This window comes from Anaeromyxobacter diazotrophicus (assembly GCF_013340205.1).
Taxonomy (GTDB): Bacteria; Myxococcota; Myxococcia; order Myxococcales; family Anaeromyxobacteraceae; genus Anaeromyxobacter_A; species Anaeromyxobacter_A diazotrophicus.
In genome coordinates this window covers 43,235-61,586 of sequence record NZ_BJTG01000013.1, presented here as the reverse complement: position 1 = coordinate 61,586, position 18,352 = coordinate 43,235, and the positions used below count along the sequence as shown (strand labels likewise).

At 75.6% G+C, this 18,352-nt stretch carries 21 protein-coding genes; 14 read left to right on the top strand and 7 right to left on the bottom strand.

Features of this window, described 5'->3' with window-relative positions; genetic code table 11:
* The first annotated feature begins 1 nt into the window (after position 1).
* The 9 genes from trpE to HWY08_RS20630 all read left to right on the top strand — a co-directional run bounded on the left by trpE (position 2) and on the right by HWY08_RS20630 (position 8,361).
* Positions 2–1,561, top strand: a complete 1,560-nt coding sequence (gene trpE, locus HWY08_RS20670) for an anthranilate synthase component I (protein ID WP_176068810.1) — start codon at positions 2–4, stop codon at positions 1,559–1,561.
* Complete coding sequence (locus tag HWY08_RS20665; protein WP_176068808.1) at positions 1,558–2,154, top strand: anthranilate synthase component II; 597 nt, start codon at positions 1,558–1,560, stop codon at positions 2,152–2,154. The genes trpE and HWY08_RS20665 overlap by 4 nt, the downstream gene beginning before the upstream one ends.
* Positions 2,151–3,164, top strand: coding sequence for an anthranilate phosphoribosyltransferase (gene trpD / locus HWY08_RS20660; protein WP_176068806.1), 1,014 nt, complete (start codon positions 2,151–2,153; stop codon positions 3,162–3,164). Before HWY08_RS20665 ends, trpD begins: the two co-directional genes overlap by 4 nt.
* On the top strand, positions 3,161–3,940 hold the full coding sequence (gene trpC, locus HWY08_RS20655) for an indole-3-glycerol phosphate synthase TrpC (RefSeq protein WP_176068804.1): 780 nt from the start codon (positions 3,161–3,163) through the stop codon (positions 3,938–3,940). The genes trpD and trpC overlap by 4 nt, the downstream gene beginning before the upstream one ends.
* A complete protein-coding gene (locus HWY08_RS20650) occupies positions 3,937–4,557 on the top strand; it encodes a phosphoribosylanthranilate isomerase (RefSeq protein ID WP_176068802.1) in 621 nt (206 codons plus the stop codon). Before trpC ends, HWY08_RS20650 begins: the two co-directional genes overlap by 4 nt.
* Positions 4,554–5,807 (top strand): tryptophan synthase subunit beta, encoded by a 1,254-nt coding sequence (gene trpB / locus HWY08_RS20645; protein WP_176068801.1) that lies wholly within the window; start codon positions 4,554–4,556, stop codon positions 5,805–5,807. Before HWY08_RS20650 ends, trpB begins: the two co-directional genes overlap by 4 nt.
* On the top strand, positions 5,804–6,634 hold the full coding sequence (gene trpA / locus HWY08_RS20640; RefSeq protein ID WP_176068799.1) for a tryptophan synthase subunit alpha: 831 nt from the start codon (positions 5,804–5,806) through the stop codon (positions 6,632–6,634). Before trpB ends, trpA begins: the two co-directional genes overlap by 4 nt.
* A gap of 76 nt (positions 6,635–6,710) precedes the next feature.
* Positions 6,711–7,244 (top strand): DUF1003 domain-containing protein, encoded by a 534-nt coding sequence (locus tag HWY08_RS20635; protein ID WP_176068797.1) that lies wholly within the window; start codon positions 6,711–6,713, stop codon positions 7,242–7,244.
* Positions 7,245–7,293: 49 nt separating this feature from the next.
* On the top strand, positions 7,294–8,361 hold the full coding sequence (locus HWY08_RS20630) for a 3-deoxy-7-phosphoheptulonate synthase (RefSeq protein ID WP_176068795.1): 1,068 nt from the start codon (positions 7,294–7,296) through the stop codon (positions 8,359–8,361).
* Here HWY08_RS20630 and aroF read toward each other — a convergent pair.
* Positions 8,358–9,377 carry a 3-deoxy-7-phosphoheptulonate synthase gene (gene aroF, locus HWY08_RS20625; RefSeq protein WP_176068792.1) on the bottom strand — a complete coding sequence of 340 codons (1,020 nt, stop codon included), beginning with the start codon at positions 9,375–9,377 and terminating at the stop codon, positions 8,358–8,360. The two genes, HWY08_RS20630 and aroF, sit on opposite strands and share 4 nt — an antisense overlap.
* 198 nt (positions 9,378–9,575) lie before the next feature.
* On the opposite strand from aroF, the gene HWY08_RS20620 reads away from it, so the two are divergent.
* Both HWY08_RS20620 and HWY08_RS20615 read left to right on the top strand, forming a co-directional pair.
* The gene (locus HWY08_RS20620) at positions 9,576–10,295 is read left to right on the top strand and encodes a glutamine amidotransferase (RefSeq protein ID WP_176068790.1); all 720 of its coding nucleotides are present in this window, start codon (positions 9,576–9,578) and stop codon (positions 10,293–10,295) included.
* On the top strand, positions 10,292–10,735 hold the full coding sequence (locus tag HWY08_RS20615; RefSeq protein ID WP_176068788.1) for a hypothetical protein: 444 nt from the start codon (positions 10,292–10,294) through the stop codon (positions 10,733–10,735). The genes HWY08_RS20620 and HWY08_RS20615 overlap by 4 nt, the downstream gene beginning before the upstream one ends.
* A gap of 21 nt (positions 10,736–10,756) precedes the next feature.
* On the opposite strand, the gene HWY08_RS20610 is transcribed toward HWY08_RS20615, so the two are convergent.
* On the bottom strand, positions 10,757–11,233 hold the full coding sequence (locus HWY08_RS20610; protein WP_176068786.1) for a hypothetical protein: 477 nt from the start codon (positions 11,231–11,233) through the stop codon (positions 10,757–10,759).
* Positions 11,234–11,396: 163 nt separating this feature from the next.
* Positions 11,397–12,053, bottom strand: a complete 657-nt coding sequence (gene fsa, locus HWY08_RS20605; RefSeq protein ID WP_176068784.1) for a fructose-6-phosphate aldolase — start codon at positions 12,051–12,053, stop codon at positions 11,397–11,399.
* 114 nt (positions 12,054–12,167) lie between these two features.
* Between fsa and HWY08_RS20600 the strand changes: the two genes are divergently transcribed.
* The 3 genes from HWY08_RS20600 to HWY08_RS20590 all read left to right on the top strand — a co-directional run bounded on the left by HWY08_RS20600 (position 12,168) and on the right by HWY08_RS20590 (position 15,363).
* Complete coding sequence (locus tag HWY08_RS20600; RefSeq protein ID WP_176068782.1) at positions 12,168–13,196, top strand: KpsF/GutQ family sugar-phosphate isomerase; 1,029 nt, start codon at positions 12,168–12,170, stop codon at positions 13,194–13,196.
* On the top strand, positions 13,196–13,849 hold the full coding sequence (locus HWY08_RS20595) for a class II aldolase/adducin family protein (RefSeq protein WP_176068780.1): 654 nt from the start codon (positions 13,196–13,198) through the stop codon (positions 13,847–13,849). Before HWY08_RS20600 ends, HWY08_RS20595 begins: the two co-directional genes overlap by 1 nt.
* A 110-nt stretch (positions 13,850–13,959) precedes the next feature.
* Entirely contained in the window at positions 13,960–15,363 is a 1,404-nt protein-coding gene (locus HWY08_RS20590) for an NAD-dependent succinate-semialdehyde dehydrogenase (protein ID WP_176068778.1), read from the top strand.
* A 17-nt stretch (positions 15,364–15,380) separates the two neighbouring features.
* On the opposite strand, the gene folK is transcribed toward HWY08_RS20590, so the two are convergent.
* From folK to dapA, 4 genes are read right to left on the bottom strand one after another with little or no spacing between them, the layout of a single operon-like run.
* Positions 15,381–15,869 (bottom strand): 2-amino-4-hydroxy-6-hydroxymethyldihydropteridine diphosphokinase, encoded by a 489-nt coding sequence (gene folK / locus HWY08_RS20585; protein WP_176068777.1) that lies wholly within the window; start codon positions 15,867–15,869, stop codon positions 15,381–15,383.
* 15 nt (positions 15,870–15,884) lie between these two features.
* Positions 15,885–16,637: a fumarylacetoacetate hydrolase family protein gene (locus tag HWY08_RS20580; RefSeq protein WP_176068775.1), complete on the bottom strand. Its 753-nt coding sequence runs from the start codon at positions 16,635–16,637 to the stop codon at positions 15,885–15,887.
* Position 16,638: 1 nt separating this feature from the next.
* Entirely contained in the window at positions 16,639–17,445 is an 807-nt protein-coding gene (dapB, locus tag HWY08_RS20575; RefSeq protein ID WP_176068773.1) for a 4-hydroxy-tetrahydrodipicolinate reductase, read from the bottom strand.
* 12 nt (positions 17,446–17,457) lie between these two features.
* A complete protein-coding gene (gene dapA / locus HWY08_RS20570; RefSeq protein ID WP_176068771.1) occupies positions 17,458–18,345 on the bottom strand; it encodes a 4-hydroxy-tetrahydrodipicolinate synthase in 888 nt (295 codons plus the stop codon).
* Positions 18,346–18,352 lie beyond the last annotated feature (7 nt).

Here is an 18,352-nt window from a genome sequence, read left to right as displayed (position 1 = left end):
CTTGACGCCCAAGCCTGATCTCCCCTCCTTCCTGAAGCTGTGCCGGCCCGGCCGGGCGGTCCCGGTCCGGGTCGAGATCGAGGCCGACACCGAGACCCCCGTCTCGGCCTTCCTCAAGCTCTCGCGCGGCGAGGAGCACGCGTTCCTGCTCGAGTCGGTGGAGGGCGGCGAGCGCAGCGCGCGCTTCAGCTTCCTCGGCGCCGGGCCGCGCGCGGTCCTCTCCTGGCGCCTCGGCGACGCGGGCGATCCGGTCGAGCAGATCCGCCGCGACCTCGCCTCGCACCGCGCGGTGCGGGTGGAGGGCACGCCCCGCTTCTCCGGCGGCCTCGTCGGCTGGTTCTCCTACGACGCGGTCCGGCTCTTCGAGCCGCGCGTGCCGGCCACGCGCCCCGACGAGCTCGGCTTCCCCGACGCGCTCTTCATGGACTACGACCGCGTGGTCGCGTTCGACCACCGGCGCCACACGCTGCACGTGATGGCCGAGGTCCGCTGCGATCGCGGCGACGACCCGCGCGCGCTCTACGCCGCGGCGGTGGCGCGGATCGAGGAGACCTTGCTCGCGCTGGCGCGGCCGCTGGCGCCGGCGCCCCCGCGCGCGCTGCGGCCGCCGGCCGAGCTCCGGCCGCGCACCGGACAGGCGGAGTTCGAGGCCATGGTGCGGCGCGCCCGCGAGTACGTGAAGGCGGGCGACTGCCAGCAGATCGTGCTGTCGCAGCGCTTCGACGCCGAGGTGACCGTCCCCGCCTTCGACGTCTACCGCGCGCTCCGGCGCGTGAACCCCTCGCCCTACCTCTTCTACCTGCAGGAGGGGGAGCGGGCGCTGGTGGGCAGCTCGCCCGAGACGCTCATCAAGCTCGAGGAGGGCGAGGTCACGCTGCGGCCCATCGCCGGCACCCGCCGGCGCGGCGCCGACGCGGCCGAGGACGCGCGGCTCGAGGCGGAGCTGCGGGCCGACCCCAAGGAGAACGCCGAGCACGTCATGCTGGTCGACCTGGGCCGCAACGACGTGGGCCGGGTGGCGGAGGTCGGCACGGTGCGCGTCACCGCCTTCAAGACGGTCGAGCGCTACTCCCACGTCATGCACCTCGTCTCCGAGGTGAAGGGGCGCCTGGCGGCCGGGCTCTCCGCGGTGGACGTGCTGCGGGCCGGCTTCCCGGCCGGGACCGTCACCGGCTCGCCCAAGGTGCGGGCGATGGAGATCGTCGACGAGCTGGAGCCGGCGCGCCGCGGGCCGTACGCGGGGGCCGTCGGCTACTTCGACCGCGGCGGCGACATGGAGATGTGCATCGCCATCCGCACCCTGGTGCAGCGCGGCCGGCGCGTGTCGGTGCAGGCCGGCGCGGGGCTCGTCTACGACTCGAAGCCGGCCGCCGAGTACCACGAGACGGTCAACAAGGCGCGCGCCTGCTTCGCGGCGGTAGCCCAGGCGGAGACGGGCGACCTGGAGGCGCGGCCGGCGGCGGCGCCGCGCCGGCCCGCGCCCCGCGGGAGAGCCGCCGCCCCGCGGGCGCGCGCCGCCGGAGCTCGGCGCCGCGTCGCCCGGCGCGGAGGCCGCCCGTGACCGGTCCGCGCGTGCTGCTCGTCGACAACTACGACAGCTTCACCTTCAACCTGGTGCAGTACCTGGGCGAGCTGGGGGCGAAGGTCGAGGTGTTCCGCAACGACGCCATCGACGTGCCCGGGATCCGCGCGCGCCGCCCGGACGGGCTCGTCCTGTCGCCGGGGCCGTGCACGCCCGACCAGGCCGGCGTGACGCTCGAGGCCATCGGCGCGCTCGCCGGCGCGCTGCCCATCCTGGGCGTGTGCCTGGGCCACCAGGCCATCGGGCAGGCCTTCGGCGGGCGCGTGGTGCGCAACGCCCGGATCGTGCACGGCAAGGCGAGCCCGGTCCGCCACCGCGGCCGGGGGCTCTACGCGGGGCTCGCCTCGCCCTTCGCCGCCGGGCGGTACCACTCGCTGGTGGTGGAGCGGCGGAGCCTGCCCGCCGCGCTGGCGGTCACCGCCTGGACCGACGAGGGGGAGATCATGGGCCTGCGGCACCGGCGGCTCGAGGTGGAGGGCGTCCAGTTCCACCCCGAGTCCATCCTGACCGAGGGCGGGAAGGCGCTGCTGGGCAACTGGCTCGCCCGCCTGCCGCGCGGAGGGGGCCGATGATCCAGGAGGCGATCGCGAAGCTCGTCCTCGGCCACCACCTCACGCGCGCCGACTCGGTGGGCGTGATGAACGAGATCGCCGACGGCGGCGCCACCCCGGCGCAGGTGGGCGCCTTCCTGGCGACCCTGCGGCTCAAGGGCGAGACGGTGGAGGAGATCGCCGGCGCGGCCGAGGTGATGCGGGCGCGCGCCGAGCGGGTGCACGTGGCGGCCGAGGTCTTCGTCGACACCTGCGGCACCGGCGGGGACGGCCAGAACACCTTCAACATCTCCACCACCGCCGCCTTCGTGGTGGCGGGCGCCGGCGTCACCGTGGCGAAGCACGGCAACCGCTCGGTCTCGTCGCGCTGCGGCTCGGCCGACGTGCTGGCGGCGGCCGGCGTCCACGTGGACGCCACCCGCGAGGTGGTGGAGCGCTGCATCGCCGAGTGCGGCATCGGCTTCCTCTTCGCGCCCAAGCTCCACCCGGCCTTCAAGGCGGTGGCCGGCATCCGGCGCGAGCTCGGCGTGCGCTCCATCTTCAACCTGCTCGGCCCGCTGGCGAACCCGGCCGGCGCGCAGCACCAGGTCATGGGCGTGTACGAGCCGCGCTGGGTGCCCATCATCGGGGGGGTGCTGGCGGCGCTGGGCGCCCGGCACGCCTTCGTCGTGCACGGCGAGGGCCTCGACGAGATCGCGGTCACCGGCATGACCCACGTCTGCGAGGTGAAGGACGGCCAGCTGGAGCGGTACGCCATCGTCCCCGAGGACGTGGGGCTCCGGCGCTGGGAGAAGCGCGAGATCGCCGGCGGCGACGCCGAGCGCAACGCCGCCATCCTGGGCGACGTCCTCTCCGGCCAGCGCGGCGCCCCGCGCGACGCGGTGCTCGCCAACGCCTCGGCGGCGCTGGTGGCGGCCGGCGCGGCCCGCGACCTGCCGGACGGGGTGCGGGTGGCGGAGCGCGCCCTCGACGCCGGCGCGGCGCTCGACAAGCTGCAGCGGCTCCGGGCGCTGTCGAACGGTGCGGCGTGACCGTCCTCGACGGCATCATGGCGCGCAAGGCGGACGAGGTGGCGGCCCGGCGCGCGGCGCGCCCGGACCGCGAGCTCGAGGCCGCCTGCCGCGAGCGTCCGCCGGCGCGCGACCTCGCCGCGGCGCTCTCGGCGCCGGGCGGCCCGGTGCGCGTCATCGCCGAGGTGAAGCGCGCCAGCCCCTCGGCGGGGGCCATCGCCGCCGGCCTCGACGCGGTGGAGCAGGCGCGCCGCTACGCGGCGGCGGGCGCGGCGGCCATCTCGGTCCTCACCGACGGCCCGGGCTTCGGCGGCTCGCTCGACGACCTCGCCGCGGTGCGGGCGGCGGTCCCGATCCCGCTCCTCCGGAAGGACTTCGTCCTCGACCGCTACCAGCTGCTCGAGGCGCGGCTCGCGGGCGGCGACGCGGTGCTGCTCATCGTCGCCGCGCTGCCCGACGAGGCGCTGCGCCGGCTCCTCGAGGACGCGGCGGCGCTCGGCCTCGCCGCGCTGGTCGAGGTGCACGAGGAGCGCGAGCTGGAGCGCGCGCTCGCGGCCGGGGCGCGCCTGGTGGGCGTGAACAACCGCGACCTGCGCACCTTCGCGGTGGACCTGGCGCAGAGCGAGCGGCTCCTGCCGCGCCTCCCGCCCGGGGTGAAGGGCGTCGCCGAGAGCGGCGTCCGCACCGCCGCCGACGCCCGGCGCCTGCGCGCCGCCGGCGCGGTCAACCTGCTCGTGGGCGAGGCGCTGGTGCGGGCGGCCGACCCCGGGGCGCTCTTGCGGGAGCTCGCGTCGTGAGCCGCGTCCGCGTGAAGATCTGCGGCATCACCCGCCTCGAGGACGCGCTGCTCGCCGCCTCGCTCGGCGCCGACGCGCTCGGGTTCAACCTCTGGCCGGGCTCGAAGCGGCACGTCGACGCCGAGGCGGCGCGCGCCATCGTCGACCGCCTGCCCCCGCTCGTCACGGCGGTGGGGGTGTTCGTGAACCAGCCTCCCCCCACGGTGATGGCGCTCGCCGCGGCGGCGGGCGTGCAGGTCGTCCAGCTCCACGGCGACGAGCGGTGGGAGGACGTGAACGGCTACCCCCTCCCGGCCCTCAAGGCGGTGCGGCTGGCCGGCCCGGAGAGCCTGGCGGACCTCCACCGCTACCGCGTCCGCGGCTTCCTCCTCGACGCGCCGTCCCCCGGCTACGGCGGCAGCGGCGACCGCTGCGACTGGGCGCTGGCGCGCCAGGTGGCGGCCCAGGTGCCGGTGCTCCTGGCGGGCGGCCTCACGCCGGAGAACGTGGCCGAGGCCGTGCGGACCGTGCGGCCGTGGGCGGTCGACGTGGCGAGCGGCGTCGAGGCCGCGCCCGGCGTGAAGGACCCCGACAAGCTGCGCCGCTTCATCGAGCGCGCGACCCAGGAGACCCCGTGACCACCCTCCCCGACGACCGCGGCCGCTTCGGCGACTACGGCGGGCGCTTCGTCCCCGAGACGCTCATCCCGGCCCTGGACGAGCTCGAGGCCGCCTGGCGCGCGGCGCGCGGCGACGAGGTCTTCCAGCGCGAGCTCGACGACCTGCTGCGCCGGTTCGCGGGGCGCCCCACCCCGCTCGGCGACGCGCGCCGCCTGTCGGCGGACGCCGGCGGCTGCCGGGTGGTGCTGAAGCGCGAGGACCTGTGCCACACCGGCGCGCACAAGATCAACAACACGCTCGGCCAGGTGCTGCTCGCCCGGCGCATGGGGAAGAAGCGCATCATCGCCGAGACCGGCGCCGGCCAGCACGGCGTCGCGACCGCCACCGCCGCCGCGCTCTTCGGCCTCCCGTGCGAGGTCTACATGGGCGCGCTCGACGTGGAGCGGCAGGCGCTCAACGTCTTCCGCATGCAGCTCCTCGGCGCGCGCGTCGTCCCGGTCGAGTCCGGCTCGCGCACGCTCAAGGACGCCATGAACGAGGCGATCCGCGCCTGGGTCACGAACGTCCGGGACACCCACTACATCATCGGCTCGGTGGCCGGGCCCCACCCGTACCCGGCCATGGTCCGCGACTTCCAGGCGGTGATCGGCGACGAGGCGCGGGCGCAGGTGCAGGAGCTGTGCGGCCGGCTCCCCGACGCGGTCGTCGCCTGCGTCGGCGGCGGCTCCAACGCGATGGGGATCTTCAGCGCCTTCGTCTCCGACCCCGGCGTGAAGCTGGTCGGGGTCGAGGCGGCCGGGCGCGGCCTCGCCTCCGGCGAGCACGGCGCGTCGCTCACGAAGGGGCGCCCGGGCGTGCTGCACGGGTCGCGCAGCTACGTGCTCCAGACGCCGGAGGGCCAGATCGCCGAGGCGCACTCCATCAGCGCCGGCCTCGACTATCCGGGCGTGGGGCCGGAGCTCGCCTACCTGAAGGACGAGGGGCGGCTCACGGTGACGAGCGCCACCGACGCCGAGGCGCTCGAGGCGCTCCAGTACCTGGCGCGCACCGAGGGCATCATCCCGGCCCTGGAGAGCGCGCACGCGGTGGCGGCCGCGCTCCCGCTGGCGCGCGAGCTCGGGCCGGGAGGGCTGCTCATGGTGAACGTGTCGGGCCGCGGCGACAAGGACGTGGAGCAGGTGCGCAGGGCCCTCGCGGCCCTGGCCGCGCCGCCCGGGCGGAAGGCGAAGCCGAAGGCGGCCCGGCCGGCGCGGCGGAGCGCGCGATGAGCCCGGCCACGCACCCCGTCGCCGCGCGCGACGATCGCATCGCCTCCATGTTCGCCGCGGCGCGCGACCGCGGCGAGGCCGCGCTCGTCACCTACCTCATGGCGGGCGATCCGGACCTCGCCACCGCCAAGGCGGCCGCGGTCGCCTGCGCCGACGGCGGGACCGACCTGCTCGAGATCGGGATGCCCTTCTCGGATCCCATCGCCGACGGGCCGACCCTGCAGCGCGCCGCCGAGCGCGCGCTGGCGAGCGGCACCACCGTGGCGAGCGCGCTGGAGGTGGCGGCGCACGTGCGCGCGCGCTCGCAGGTGCGGCTCGCGCTCATGGGCTACCTGAACCCCGTCCTCTCCTACGGGCTCGAGCGCTTCTTCGCCGACGCGGCGCGGAGCGGGGTGGACGCCGTGATCCTCCCGGACGTGCCGCCGGAGGAGGCGGGCGAGCTGCGGCGGTTCGCGGACGCGGCGGGGGTGAAGACCGTGTTCCTGCTCGCGCCCACCTCGACCGAAGCCCGGCGGCGGGCGGCGGCCGAGGTGGCGAGCGGCTTCCTGTACTTCGTTTCCGTGACCGGGGTCACCGGCGCGCGCCGCGCGCTGCCGGAGGACCTGGCGATGCGGGTGGCCGAGGTCCGCGCCGCCTCGCCGGTGCCGGTGGTGGTGGGCTTCGGGGTCTCCACGCCCGCCCAGGCGCACGAGGTGGCGCGCCTGGCCGACGGGGTGGTGGTGGGGAGCGCGCTGGTGGCGCGGCTGGCCGAGCCGGGCAGCCGCGCCGCGCGGGCGGAGCGGGTCCGGCGCTTCGTGCGCTCGCTCAAGCGCGCCATGCTGCGGTGAGCGGGCGGGACCCCGCCCACCCGCCGTCTGCCCGCCTGCGGCGCGGCGGGCGGGCGGTGATCAGCTTTCCCGGGCGATGCCGCACGACGACCACGAGGTGCTCGCCCCCATCCTGGACCGGAACATCCGCGCGCTGGTGGAGCGCCGGCGCACCGCCGATCGCACCAAGGGCTGGCAGGAGCGGCTCGCCGACGCCATCACCCGCTTCACGGGCAGCCTGCCCTTCGTGTACGTCCACCTGGCGCTCTTCGGCGGGTGGATCCTCTGGAACCTCCCCGGCTCGCCGCTGCCCCGCTTCGACGCACAGTACGTGATCCTCGCCATGGCGGCCTCGGTCGAGGCGATCTTCCTCTCCACCTTCATCCTCATCAGCCAGAACCGGATGCAGGCGCTCGCCGACGAGCGCGCCGACCTGAACGTGCAGGTGAGCCTGCTCTCGGAACACGAGGTGACGCGCCTCATCCGGCTGGTGAAGCGGATGGCGGAGCGGATGGGCGTGGAGGAGTCGGGGAGCCCTGAGCTGGACGAGCTCGAGCGCGACGTCCGGCCGGAGAAGGTGCTGGAGCACCTGCAGCACGTGAACGACAGCGGGCCCGGCGAGCCGCGCTGAGGCCGGGGCGGCCTGGCGCCGGAGGGCTCCCGGCGGCTAACATCGCCGCATGCCTCACAAGACGGACGACGTCCGGATCGCGGCCATCCACGAGCTGGCGCCGCCGGCCCACCTCATCCGCGAGTTCCCGTGCACCGAGCGGGCGGCGGAGGTGGTCCACGCCGCGCGCCAGGCGCTGCACCGGATCCTGCACGGCGAGGACGACCGGCTGGCGGTGGTGGTCGGCCCCTGCTCCATCCACGACGTGCGCGCCGCGCGCGAGTACGCCGCGCGCCTGGCCGCGGAGCGGCGGCGGCTCGCCGGCGACCTCGAGCTCGTCATGCGCGTTTACTTCGAGAAGCCGCGCACCACCGTGGGCTGGAAGGGGCTCATCAACGACCCCGACCTCGACGGCACCTTCCAGATCAACCGCGGCCTGCGCATCGCCCGCGAGCTCCTGCTCGACGTGGCGGAGCTGGGGCTCCCGGCCGGCTGCGAGTACCTCGACATGATCACCCCGCAGTACCTGGCCGACCTCGTCTCCTGGGGCGCCATCGGCGCGCGCACCACCGAGAGCCAGGTGCACCGCGAGCTGGCGAGCGGCCTCTCCTGCCCGGTGGGCTTCAAGAACGGCACCGACGGCAACGTCCGGATCGCGGTGGACGCCATCCGCGCCGCCCGCGAGCCGCACCACTTCCTCTCGGTGACGAAGGGTGGCCACTCCGCCATCGTCGCCACCCTCGGCAACGGGGACGGCCACCTCATCCTGCGCGGCGGGCGCGCGCCCAACTACGACGCCCAGAGCGTGGCCGGCGCCTGCGAGGAGCTCACGCGCGTGGGGCTCGACCCGCACCTCATGATCGACGCCAGCCACGCCAACAGCCGCAAGGACGCCCAGCGGCAGCTCCCGGTGTGCGAGGCGATCGCCGGCCAGCTCGCGGCGGGCGAGGGGCGCATCGCGGGCGTCATGATCGAGAGCCACCTCGTGGGCGGGCGCCAGGACCTCGAGCCCGGGCGGCCGCTCGCCTACGGCCAGAGCATCACCGACGCCTGCCTCGGCTTCGAGGACACGGTGGCGGCGCTCGAGCTGCTGGCGGCGGGCGTGCGGCGGAGGCGCGAGGCGCGCCGGGCGGGCTAGCCGGCGAGCGGGCGGCCGACGGCCCCCGCGATCACCCGCACCTGCTTCATCAGCTCGGCGAACTCGGGCAGCGCCAGCGACTGGTGGCCGTCCGAGAGCGCCTGCTCGGGGTGGGGGTGCACCTCGATGATGAGCCCGTCGGCGCCGGCCGCCACGCCCGCCCTCGCCATGGCGGGCACGTGCTGGCGGAGCCCGATGCCGTGCGACGGGTCGACCACCACCGGCAGGTGCGTGAGCGACTTCAGCACCGGGACGGCGTTCAGGTCGAGCGTGTTGCGGGTCATGGTCTCGAAGGTGCGGATGCCGCGCTCGCAGAGCGCCACCTGGTAGTTGCCGTGGGCCAGGATGTACTCGGCGGCCATGAGCAGCTCCTTGATGGTGGCCGACGGCCCGCGCTTGAGCAGCACCGGCCGCTTCACCGCGCCGAGCCGGCGCAGGAGCGGGAAGTTCTGCATGCTGCGGGCGCCGATCTGGAGCACGTCGGCGTACTCGGCGCAGACCGCCAGGTCGTCCGGGTCCATGACCTCGGTCACGACCTTGAGGCCCGTCTCCTCGCGCGCCAGCGCGAGCAGCTTCAGCCCCTGCTCGCCGAGCCCCTGGAACTCGTAGGGGCTGGTGCGCGGCTTGAACGCCCCGCCGCGCAGGAAGGTGGCGCCGAGCGCCTTCACGCCGCGCGCGGCCTCGAGGAGCTGCTCCTTCGACTCGACCGAGCACGGCCCGGCGATGACGGCCACCGCCCGCCCGCCCAGCGTCGCGCCGCCGACGTCGAGGACGGTGTCCTCCTCCTTGACCTCGCGCGAGACGAGCTTGAACGGCTGCGAGACGCGGATCGCGTCGGCCACGCCCGGCATGCCGGTGAAGAGCCCCACCTCCAGCGCCCCCTTGTTGCCGGTGATGCCGATCGCGACGCGCTGCGCCCCCGGGATCGCGTGCGGCGTGTAGCCGAGCCCGCGGATCTTCTCCGCCACCGCCTCCACCTCCGAGGGGGTGGCGTGCGGCTTCATCACGATGAGCATCGCGGGAGTGTAACCCCGCGGGCGCGGACGCACCAACTGCGCGAGCGCCGGGTGGTGATCAATTGATCACTACCGAGCGCCGGCACGTGCTCCGTCTCCCTCGCCCCGCGGAGCGGGGAGAGGGCCGGGGAGAGGGGCCTCGCAACCCCGATCGTCGGCTCGCTTGCGCCCCCCGCGCTCCTGCGGCAGAAATCCGGGATGAGCCATCGCCAGAGGCGCGTGCTGCTGCTCCAGGCGGGCTCGGCGCCGGCCGCGCTGCGGGCGCGCTTCGGCGACTTTCCCGACTGGTTCGCGCGCCACCTCGCGCCGCGGGTCGAGCTCGAGGTGGTGCGCCCGTACGAGCGGGCGCTGCCCTCGCCCTCGCGGTTCCACGGCGTGCTCGTCACCGGGTCCCTGGCGAGCGTGACCGACCCGGCCCCCTGGATGGACGAGGCCGGCGCCTGGCTCGTCGACGCGGCGCGGGCGATCCCGGTGCTGGGCGTCTGCTTCGGGCACCAGCTCCTGGCGCGCGCCCTGGGCGGCCGCGTGGAGCTGAACCCGCGCGGCCGCGAGGCGGGGACGGTCGAGGTCCAGCTCACCGCGGCCGGCGCGCGTGACCCGCTCTTCGCGGGGCTGCCCGCGCGGCTCCTGGCGCAGGAGACGCACGAGGACCACGTGGCGGAGCTGCCGCCGGGAGCGACGCTGCTGGCGGGGAACGCCCGGACGCCGGTGCAGGCCTTCGGGGTGGGCGAGCGCCTGCGCTGCGTCCAGTTCCACCCCGAGTTCGACCAGGCCCGCTCGCGCCACCTGGCCGAGCTGCGGCGCGCGGCCGGCGAGGCGGCGGCCTGGGGCGACGTCGATCCGGCGGCGGTGCGCGAGACGCCGGAGGCGACCGCGGTGCTCGGCCGCTGGCTCGATCACTTCGTCGGTGCCCGGTGAGCCGCGACCGCCGCTGGGACTTCCTGTACGACCGCGAGCGGCAGCCGGTGAAGGACTGGCTGCTGGAGCGCTTCGCGGAGGCGCTCGCCGAGGAGCTCCGCGCCTGGCCGCCGCCCTGGGCCGACGCCGTCCCGCCGGAGCTCCTGGCGCGCCACGCGGCGGGGACCTCTGCCGCGCTCCCCGAGGCTGGCGTGCGGTTCGCGCTGCTGGTGGCGCGGCTCGAGCTCGCGCGGGAGGTCGAGCGGATCGACCGGCTCATGGCGGAGGAGGCGCCCCGGCGCTGGGCGGGCGAGGCGGAGGCGGCGGCGGGCCACCTCCTGGTGCGCCTCGTCACCGAGCGCTGCCTGGAGCTCAAGGAGCAGGCGGCGGCGCGGCTCGGCCGCGACGACCTCGCGCGCGCGGTGCAGCGGGCCGAGGGGCTCCTCTACCCCGGCTCCTGAGCTACAGGACGGGCGCGACCGTCACATCGGCGCGAGCCCGCGCGGGCCGGCGACCACCGGCTGGCCGACCTGGAAGGGCGGATAGCCCTCGTACACGTACCGGTCGAGGCCGCCGTCGTCGAAGCGGACGAACAGCTCGTACCAGCGCCGCTCGGCCGAGCCCTGGCTGGCGGCGGCGCCCACGGCCGCTCCGCCCACCGCGCCGACGAGCGCGCCTGCGGCGCTGCCGTGGTAGTGCCCGGTGCCCCAGCGGTCGTAGCTGGTGTGGCCGCCGAGCGCGCTGCCCAGGAGCCCGCCGATCAGGGCGCCGGCCACCGCGCCGCCGGCCGGGTTCCCCTCGTCGCGCTGCACCGTCTCTCGGACCGACTCGACGTGCCCCGGCCGCGACCACTCCTGGCCGTAGCCGTCGTCCCAGGTGCGGGTGGTGGTCCGGTGTGTGACGCAGCCTGAGAGCAGGAGCGCCGAGGCTGCGGCGGCGACGAACGGGCGAGTGCGCATGGCGGGCAGTACCTCCGCCCGGGAGTTTTGCACGCGGTGTGCCGCGGCCGAGCGGCCGCCAGGACACAGGATTTCGGCCCGGGCCGCGCCGCGCCCGTGCCGCCGGGCCACCGGCGTGCCGACGGGTCACGGCCGTGGGCAGGACAGGCGGGCGGCGGGCCGCCTACTTGAGCTCCTCCTTGGGCACCTTCTCCCAGTCCGCCAGGAACTTCTTCAGGCCGAGGTCGGTGAGCGGGTGCTTGGCGAGCTGCTCCAGCACGTTGAAGGGGATGGTCGCGACGTCCGCGCCGAGGCGGGCCGCCTCCAGGACATGGAGCGGGTGGCGCACGCTCGCCACCAGCACCTTCGTGGCGAAGTCGTAGTTCCGGTAGATCTCCAGGATCTGCGCGATGAGCGCCATCCCGTCCTCGGACACGTCGTCGAGCCGGCCGACGAACGGCGACACGTAGCTGGCGCCCGCCTTGGCGGCGAGGAGCGCCTGCACCGGCGAGAAGCAGAGGGTGACGTTGGTGCGGATGCCCTCGGCGGTGAGGTCGCGCACCGCCCGGAGGCCCTCGGTGATGAGCGGCACCTTCACCACCACGTTCTCCGCCACCTTGGCGTAGTGGCGCGCCTCGCGCATCATCCCGTCGTACTCGACGGCGGTCACCTCGGCCGACACCGGCCCCGGGACGAGCGCGGTGATCTCCTTCAGCACCTCGGAGAAGCGCCGGCCGGTTTTGGCGACGAGCGACGGGTTGGTGGTCACGCCGTCGCACAGGCCGAGCGCGAGCGCCTTCTTGATGTCCCCCACGTCGGCGGTGTCGATGAAGAACTGCATGGCGGGCTCCTCCGGTGGGGGCGGTGGGTGAACGGCGAGGGTATAGCGGAGCGGTCCGACAGGCCGCAAGCGCGCCCTGCTGTGCGGGCGGGCCGGGTGTGGTAAACGCCACGCATGCCGAGCCGGAAGAGCGCGCGGGTCCTGAAGCTGCCGAGCGGGCAGGCCGCCGCGCGGCGCCGCCGGCGCGAGCTCGTGGAGTACGGGCAGAGCGTGGTGGCGGCCGAGGCCGCGGCGCTCGGGCGGCTCGCGCTCGACGCGCCCTTCGCCACCGCGGTGGAGTGGGTGCTGGCGTGCCGCGGCCGGGTGGTCGTCACCGGCATGGGCAAGACCGGCTTCGTGGCGCAGAAGCTCTCCGCCACGCTCGCCTCGACCGGCACCCCGTCGCACTACCTCCACCCGGCCGAGGCGGCCCACGGCGACCTCGGGCGCGTGACGCGCGACGACCTGGTGCTGGCGCTGTCCAACTCGGGCGACACGGAGGAGATCCTGCGCCTCCTGCCGGCGCTGAAGAAGATCGGGGCCCGCGTGGTCGCGCTCACCCGCGACCTCGCCAACCCGCTCGCGCGCGGCGCGGACCTGGCCGTGGCCATCGGCGACATCGAGGAGGCGTGCCCGATGCGGCTCGCCCCCACCGCGTCCACCGCGGCGCTGCTGGCGGTCGCCGACGCGATCGCCATGACGGTCCTGAAGAACCGCCCCTTCGACCGCGAGGAGTACGCGCTCTACCACCCGGGCGGGAAGCTCGGCCGCGGGCTCATGAAGGTGCGCGAGGTGATGCGCACCGGCCCGGAGAACCCGCTCGTGAGCGCGACCGCGCCGCTCAAGGCGGCGGTGGCGGTCATGACCGAGACGCCGGGCCGCCCGGGCGCCTGCACCGTGGTCGACCGCGAGGGCAAGCTGGTGGGCGTCTTCACCGACGGCGACCTGCGCCGCAGCGTCGAGCGAGGGCGGGTGGACTTCGACGCGGCGGTGGCGGGCTTCATGTCGAGGAACCCGCGCACGGTGCGGCCCGAGGCGCTGGTGGCCGACGCGGCGCGGGTGCTCCGGCAGGCGCGCATCGACCAGGTGCCGGTGGTGGACGAGGCGGGCCGGCCGGTGGGGCTGCTCGACGTGCAGGACCTGCTCGCGGCGCGGGTCCTGTAGTGGGGCGGAGCGCGCCCAGCGAGGCCGCCCTCCGCCGCGCGCTGGTGGACGTCTGCCGCGCGCTCCACGCGCGCGACCTCATCGGCGCCGGCGAGGGGAACGTCTCCTGCCGCCTGGGGCCGGACCGCCTGCTCGTCACGCCCGCCGGCGCCAGCAAGGCGCTCCTCCGGCCCGCCGACCTGGTGGTGGTGGACCTCGCCGGCGCGAAGGTGCGCGGCCGGGGCCGCCCCTCGAGCGAGCTGCGCATGCACCTCGCCGCGTACGCCGCCCGCCCGGACGCGCAGGCGGCGGTCCACGCCCACCCGCTCACGGCGGTGGCGCTCACGGTGGCGGGGCTGCCGCCGCCCAACGACGTCATGCCGGAGGCCTCGGTGGTGCTGGGCGAGGTGTCGGTGGCGCCGTTCGCGACGCCCGGCACGGACGAGGTCCCGCGCGCGCTGGCCCCGCTGCTCGCGCGCCACGACGTGGTGCTGCTGGAGCGGCACGGCGCGCTGGCCCTGGGGCGCACGCTCGCCGAGGCGCTCGACCGGATCGAGACCCTGGAGCGGGTGGCGCGCGTGGCCTTCCTGGCGCGCCTCGCCGGCCGCTGCGAGCCGCTCCCGGCCGAGGCGGTGGCGAAGGTCCTGGCGGCGGCCGGCGTCACCCGGCGCTGAGCGCGGGCGCCGGCGCGGCTACGAGGTGACCGGGGGCCGCGGACGGCGGGTGACGGCCCGCGCCGAGCCCATTATCCTGTGCGCCGTCCACCCACAGGGAGGGAGGCGGCATGCAGAGCGTGAACCCGGCCACGGGCGAGGTGCTGCAGCGGTACCAGGACCACGGGCCCGCGGAGGTGGAGGCGCGGCTGGCGCGCGCGGCGGCCACCTTCCCGAACTACCGCCGCACGTCCTTCGCGGAGCGCAGCCGCTGGATGGCGCGCGCGGGCGAGCTCCTCGACGCCGAGAAGGACCGGATCGGCCGGCTCATGACCTCCGAGATGGGCAAGACCCTCAAGTCCGCCATCGCCGAGGCGGAGAAGTGCGCCTGGGTCTGCCGCTACTACGCGGAGCACGCCGAGCGCTTCCTCGCCGACGAGCCGGTGGAGACGAGCGCGTCGCGCAGCTTCGTCCGGCACCTGCCGCTCGGGCCGGTGCTGGCGGTCATGCCCTGGAACTTCCCCTTCTGGCAGGTCTTCCGCTTCGCCGCGCCGGCGCTCATGGCGGGGAACGTGGGGCTCCTCAAGCACGCCTCGAACGTGCCGGGCTGCGCGCTCGAGATCGAGGCGATCTTCCGGCGCGCCGGGTTCCCGGAGGGCGCCTTCCAGACCTTGCTGGTGGGCTCGGCGGCGGTGGCCGGCGTCATCGCCGATCCGCGCGTGAGGGCGGTCACGCTGACGGGCAGCGAAGGCGCCGGCGTGAAGGTGGGCGAGGCGGCCGGCCGCGCCATCAAGAAGGTCGTGCTGGAGCTGGGCGGGTCCGACCCGTTCATCGTGATGCCGAGCGCGGATCTCGACGCGGCGGCGAAGACGGCCGTCACCGCCCGCGTCATCAACAACGGCCAGTCGTGCATCGCCGCCAAGCGCTTCATCGTCCACGAGCGCGTCTACGCGGAGTTCGAGCGCCGGCTGAAGGCGGGGCTGGAGGCGCTGCGCGTCGGGGATCCCGCGCAGGACGGCGTGGACGTCGGGCCGCTCGCCACCGCGCAGGGCGTGGAGGACGTGGAGCGCCAGGTGACCGAGTCGGTGAGGGCGGGCGCGCGCCTCGTCACCGGCGGCCGGCGCGTCCCGGGCCGGGGCTGGTTCTACGCGCCGTCGGCCCTGGCGGACATCCCGCCGGCGGCGCCGGCCTACCGCGAGGAGGTGTTCGGCCCGGTGGCGCTCCTCTTCAAGGTGCGGAGCGCCGACGAGGCGATCGCGCTCGCGAACGACTCCGTGTACGGCCTGGGCTCGTCGGCGTGGACGAACGACCCGGCCGAGCGCGAGCGGTTCGCGAACGAGCTGGAGGCGGGGGCGACCTTCGTGAACGCGATGGTGGCCTCGGACCCCCGGCTGCCGTTCGGCGGCGTGAAGCACTCGGGTCACGGCCGCGAGCTGGGGCCGTGGGGCATCCGCGAGTTCGTGAACGTGAAGGCGGTCTCGATCCAGGAGCCGAAGGCGGGCGCGGCGCACCCGGGGACCCACGCGGCGGAGTAGGACGCGGCCTGGGGGCGTCACCCCGGGTACAGCCCGACCGGCTTCATGTCGTACGCCGGCACCGCCTTGAGCAGCTCGGCCACCGTGCAGCCGGTGCCGGGCACGAGGCGGTCGGGGCAGAGCTCGGCCAGCGGGGCCAGCACCCAGCGGCGGGAGATGAGGCCGGGGTGCGGGACGGTCAGGGTGGGGCTGCGGACGACGAGGTCGTCGCAGAGGAGCAGGTCGAGGTCGAGCGTGCGCGCGCCCCAGCGCAGCCCGCGCTCGCGGAAGGCGGCCTGCTCCACCGCCAGGAGCCGCTCGAGCAGCGCCTCGGGCTCGAGCGTGGTCTCGAGCTCGACCACCGCGTTGAGGTAGCGCGGCTGCGAGGGCCCCATGGGCGCCGCGTCGTGGACCCGCGAGCCGCGCAGGAAGGTGACGCCCGGGCAGGCGCGCAGCTCCCGCGCCGCGAGCGCCAGGTGCGCCCAGCGATCGCCCAGGTTCGACCCCACGCCCACGTACGCGCGCATGCGCTCCCCCGCGCCTCAGACGACCGGGTTCTTCAGCACGCCGATTCCGGAGACCTCCACCTCGACCCAGTCGCCGCGGCGGATGGGCCCGACGCCCTCCGGCGTGCCGGTGGCCACCAGGTCGCCCGGCAGGAGCGTCATGATCTGCGAGATGAAGGCGAGGAGGGCGTAGGGGTCCACCACCATGTCCCGCGTGGAGCCGCGCTGCCGCTGCTCGCCGTTGACCCGGCAGGTGACCACGGCGTCGAGCGGGTCGAGGTCGGTCTCCACCACCGGGCCGACCGGGCAGAACGTGTCGTACCCCTTGGCGCGCGTGAAGTGCTGCTCGGCGCGCTGGACGTCGCGCGCGGTGACGTCGTCGAGGCAGGTCCAGCCGAAGATCGCCTGGCGCGCCTCCGCCGCGCTGGCGCGGGTGAGGGTCCGCCCCACCACCGCCGCCAGCTCGGCCTCGTGGTGCACCTCCTTCGACGCCTCCGGCAGGCGGATCTCGCCGCCCGGCCCGATCACCGCCGTGGACGGCTTGAGGAACAGGAGCGGCTCCTTCGGCACCTCGTTCCCCAGCTCCCGCGCGTGGGCGCGGTAGTTGCGGCCGACGCAGACCACCTTCGACGGCGCCGCCGGCGCGAGCAGGCTCACCTCGGAGAGCGCGTAGGCCGGCCCCTCCGCCAGGCCGCCTGCCCAGGGCTCGGCCGTGAGCGCCCGCACCTCGAGCCCCTCGACCACGCCCCAGCGCTCGCGCCCGCCGCGCCTGAACCGGCACGTCCGCATCTCAGCTCCTCCGCAGCCCCAGCACGTCGGCCATGTCGTAGAGCCCCGGCGCCCGGCCCGCCACCCAGCGCGCCGCGCGCAGCGCCCCGCGCGCGAACTGGTCGCGCGAGGTGGCGCGGTGGGTGAGCTCGAGCCGCTCGCCCTCCCCCACGAAGTAGACGGTGTGCTCGCCCACCACGTCGCCGCCGCGGAGCGTCTGCACGCCGATCTCGCGCGGCGGCCGCTCGCCGATGATCCCGTGGCGCGCGAAGGCGAGGTCCTTGGCCGGGTCGCGCCCGAGCGCCTCGGCCGCCACCTCGGCCAGCCGCATGGCGGTGCCGGAGGGCGCGTCCTTCTTCTTGCGGTGGTGCATCTCGACCAGCTCGACGTCGTAGGCGTCGCCCAGCACCGCCGCCGCCTGCCGCACCAGCTCGAAGAGCACGTTCACCCCGACGCTCATGTTCGGGGAGAGGACGACGGGCACCTGGCGCGCCGCCGCCTCGACCCGCGCGCGCGCCTCCTTCGTGAAGCCGGTCGAGCCGACGACGAGCGCCACCCGCTCCGCCGCGCACAGCTCGGCGTGCGCCGCCGAGGCCTCGAAGCTGGTGAAGTCGATCACCACGTCGGCCCCGCCGCGCAGCGCCTGGCGCAGGTCGGCGGAGACGGGCACGCCCAGCGGCGGCAGCCCGGCCGCGGTCCCGGCGTCGAGCCCGGCGGCGAAGCCGGGCCGCTCGGTCGCCCCCGTGAGCTGGAACCCCTCCTCGCGCGCCCCGCGCAGGATGTGTCCACCCATGCGGCCGGAGACGCCGGTCACCACCACGCGGATCATGTCGCGGTCCTTTCAGGCCTGCTTCAGCAGCCCGAAGCGCACCATCGCCTCGCGCACCTTGACGAGCGTCGCGTCCGACACCGGCGCCAGCGGCAGCCGGATCTCCGGCCCCGCCCGGCCGAGCAGCGCCACCGCCGCCTTGACAGGGCCGGGGTTCGTCTCGAGGAACATGGCGCGGTTCAGGTCCGCCATCGCCACCTGCTGCTCGAGCGCCTTCGCGTGGTCGCCGCGCAGCGCGGCCGCGGTGAGCGCCTTCATCGCCGCCGGCGCGATGTTCGCCACCACCGAGATGACCCCGTGGCCACCGCAGGCGACGTAGGGCAGCACCGTGAAGTCGTCGCCCGAGAGGTAGACGATCGCGTCCCGGCCCACCTTCTCGACGAGCTGGACCTGGCGGTCCATGTTGGCGGTCGCCTCCTTGATGCCGACGATCGCGCCGGTCTTCGCGAGGCGCGCCACCGTGTCGGGGAGGAGGTCGCCCGAGGTGCGGGAGGGCACGTTGTAGGCGACCACCGGGAAGCGGGCCGCCTCCCAGATCGCCTGGTAGTGCCGGAAGAGCCCCTCCTGCGTGGGCTTGTTGTAGTAGGGCGTCACGACGAGGGCGGCGTCGGCCTTGAGCTCCTTCGCCAGCTTCACCGCCTCGACGCACTCGTGGGTGGCGTTCGAGCCGGCGCCGGCGATGACGGCGGCGCGGCCGCGCACCCGCTCCACGACCGTCCGGATGACGTCCGCCCGCTCCTTCGCCGTGAGCGTCACGCCCTCGCCGGTCGTGCCGCAGGGCACGATGCCGTCGGTGCCCTCGGCGAGCTGCCACTCGACGAGCTCCCCGAGCGCGCGCAGATCCACCGCGCCATCCTTCATCGGGGTGACGATCGCGACCATCGAACCTTGGAAGCGCATGGGACCT